This is a genomic window from Synechococcus sp. H55.9 (assembly GCF_047462355.1).
In the GTDB taxonomy this organism is placed as follows: domain Bacteria; phylum Cyanobacteriota; class Cyanobacteriia; order Thermostichales; family Thermostichaceae; genus Thermostichus.
Genome location: NZ_JANSJB010000016.1, coordinates 5545 through 8511 on the forward strand (window position 1 = coordinate 5545; position 2967 = coordinate 8511).

Here is a 2967-nt window from a genome sequence, read left to right on the forward strand (position 1 = left end):
GGTGGTGCCTGTGCTCCTGGAGCAGGAAAACCCCCGCACCGGCGAGTGGATTGGCCGTTCCCCCCGCTTTGCCCCTGAGGTGGACGGGGTGGTGTACGTGCGCGGGCCGGGATCCCTGGGATCCCTGGTGCCGGTGCAGATTACTCGCGCCGAGCCCTACGATCTCTTTGGCCAGGTGGTGGCAGCGCCGCAGGGCTTTAGCTGGAGCGGGCGGTAGAATAATTCGGTTGGACTCCGGAAAGGCGAGATGGCCAGTGCAGATGAGCTGAAACAGGCAGCAGCCCAAGCGGCGGCTCAAAAGGTGCAGTCAGGGATGGTGGTGGGGCTGGGCACAGGATCCACGGCTGCTTTTGCGGTGAGCGCCCTGGCGGAGCGGATGCAAAAGGAGGGGCTGCAGTTCATCGGTGTGCCCACCTCGGAGCGCACAGCAGAACAAGCCCGCTCCCTGGGGATCCCGCTGGCCACCCTGGAGGAGCAGCCCCGCCTGGATCTGGCCATCGATGGAGCCGACGAAATTGAAGTGGGATCCCTGAACCTGATTAAAGGAGCAGGGGGGGCTCTGCTGCGGGAAAAACTGGTAGAGGCCAGCGCCGCCGAGCTGATCATCATCGCCGATGCCTCCAAGAAGGTGACGCATCTGGGCACTCGCTTCCCGGTGCCCGTGGAGGTGGTGCGCTTTGGCTGGAAAACCACCTTGGCGCGGGTAGAGGCTATTGGCTGTGCGGCCACTTTGCGGTTGAATGCCCAAGGGGATCCCTACCTGACGGATGAACAGCACTACATCCTCGATTGCCAATTCGGCCCCATCGCCGATCCCGCCAAGATCGCCGATCAACTCAAGGGGACGGTGGGGGTGGTGGAGCATGGCCTGTTCATCGGCATGGCCCAAGAGGCGATCATCGCCCTTCCTGAGGGAATTGAGACGCTGCAACCAAGCTGATCCCGTACCCAGTTGCGTATTGGCATCATGTCCAATCGCCATGAAACGGTTCGTTAACTCCCCTCTCCCGCTGGGAGAGGGGCTGGGGGTGAGGGAGCGCTCCCGCTGGGAGAGGGGCCGGGGGTGAGGGAGCGCTTGGGAACTGTCTCAATGACTTGAAATGATTATGAAGAATGCCCGATGCTGACCTTACAAGCTGTAGCCGATCTGCTGCAAACCCCTCTCCGGGGAGATCCCCATCTGTTGGGGTTGCCGGTTCAGGCCCTCTGCACCGACAGCCGCCAGTTGCAGCCGGGATCCGTTTTTGTGGCGCTGCGGGGGGAACGCTTCGACGGACACGATTTTATTCCGCAAGCCCTGAGCAAGGGAGCCGTTGCCGTCATCAGCCAGCGTCCGACCTCAGGCCCTCATTTTCAGGTTTCAGACACGCTGAGGGCCTATCAGCGCCTTGCCAGGGGCTGGCGGGAGCAATTCTCCATCCCGGTGGTGGCCATCACCGGCTCAGCCGGCAAAACCACCACCAAGGAAATGCTGGCGGCTGCCCTATCCCGCTACGGCAGCGTTCTCAAAAGCGAGGCTAACCACAACAACGACATTGGCGTGGCGCAAACGCTGCTGCGGCTGCAGCCGGAACATCAGTTTGCGGTTCTGGAAATGGCCATGCGCGGCCCTGGGGAAATTCGCCGCCTGGCGCAGATGGCCCGTCCCACCCACGCCTTGATTACCCACATCGGCACCGCCCACATCGGCAGGCTGGGATCCCGCGCCGCCATTGCCGCCGCCAAGTGCGAGCTGCTACAGGAGCTGGGGCAGGGAGTGGCCCTGCTCAACGGAGAAGATCCCTTGCTGTTGTCCACCGCCGCCGGCCTGGGGTCGGGACCAACCCTCACCTATGGCCTGGAGCGAGGAGACCTGCGAGGAGAATGGGATCCCCAAGCCCAAACGGTAACCGTGGCGGGCCTGACCCTTCCGGTGCCCCTGCCCGGAAGACACCACGCCCTCAACTGGATGGGGGTGCTGGCGACTGTGCGCAGCTTGGGGCTGGATTGGGAGCCGCTCCGAGAACCCATCGCCTTGCCCACGCCTCTGGAGGGGCGCAATCGCCATCTCAAGCTGGCAGGAGATGTGGAAATCTGGGATGAAACCTACAATGCCTCGCCGGAAGCGATGATAGCGGCTCTGCACCTATTGGCCCAAACCCCAGGGAGACGACGCTGGGCCGTTCTCGGCCCCATGCGGGAACTGGGAGAGCATGCACCTCAGCTCTATGCAGAGGTGGGACGAGCGGCTGCCCCTTTGGGGTTGGATTGGGTTTTGCTCCTGGATCCGGAAGGAGAAATGCAGCCGCTGCTCGACCAAAAACCGGCAGCCCAGGCAGAACGCTGTAGGGATGCAGCGGCAGTGCTGCAAGTTTTGCTAGATCAGGTGCAAGCCGGGGATCGGTTGCTGTTCAAGGCGGCACGAGCCGTTGAGCTGGAGCAGGTGCTGCACCGCTTTTTGCAAGCCTGGCAGCGGTAGGCTAAGCTAAAAGACAGCTGATGGCAAGCCTGCATCTCTCTGTTGGGCTGGGATCAGCCCAGGCGGCTTTCTCTTTGTCGATAACTACCCCTTCTGCGTACGGCATGTACTTCAATCCCTCTCTACGCGAAGAACCCCGCAATCAACCGCCAACAGTGGTGCCCTCCCCTAGTAGCCTTTCCATTCTCGATTGGTTGCGCCAGCAAGGCCGGTTGATCGAGCAGCCTATTGAAGTCTCTGGGGCTGTTTTGGAAGAAGACATCGACGACATCGACGACTTGATCGGGGACGACTACAGCGAAGACTTCGAGGCAGAAGAAGAGTAGGCACGACGGCCGAGATCGTTACGAGATCACCAGCTCGTTGATCCCTTCGCCCGACACGTCGAGGGCGTCGGCTTTTGCGCTGCCAATGGATCGCTAACTTGAACAAACAAAACAATAAATGTAAGTAAACGTAACGGATCCCTCAGCCTCAAGGGATCTTTTTTTAGCTTGTTTTGGATTGCT

The 2967-nt window shown here is 61.1% G+C and carries 4 protein-coding genes; all 4 read left to right on the forward strand.

Annotated features, from left to right (window positions below):
- Positions 1-217, forward strand: a 217-nt coding sequence (locus tag NW857_RS03820; RefSeq protein WP_414367991.1) for a TRAM domain-containing protein, incomplete at its 5' end; no start/stop codon positions are given.
- A 30-nt stretch (positions 218-247) separates the two neighbouring features.
- Positions 248-940, forward strand: a complete 693-nt coding sequence (gene rpiA, locus NW857_RS03825) for a ribose-5-phosphate isomerase RpiA (protein ID WP_414332726.1) — start codon at positions 248-250, stop codon at positions 938-940.
- Positions 941-1120: 180 nt separating this feature from the next.
- A complete protein-coding gene (locus NW857_RS03830) occupies positions 1121-2458 on the forward strand; it encodes a UDP-N-acetylmuramoyl-tripeptide--D-alanyl-D-alanine ligase (RefSeq protein ID WP_414332724.1) in 1338 nt (445 codons plus the stop codon).
- Positions 2459-2478: 20 nt separating this feature from the next.
- Positions 2479-2784 carry a DUF3134 family protein gene (locus NW857_RS03835; RefSeq protein WP_414332723.1) on the forward strand — a complete coding sequence of 102 codons (306 nt, stop codon included), beginning with the start codon at positions 2479-2481 and terminating at the stop codon, positions 2782-2784.
- The last annotated feature ends 183 nt before the right edge of the window (positions 2785-2967 follow it).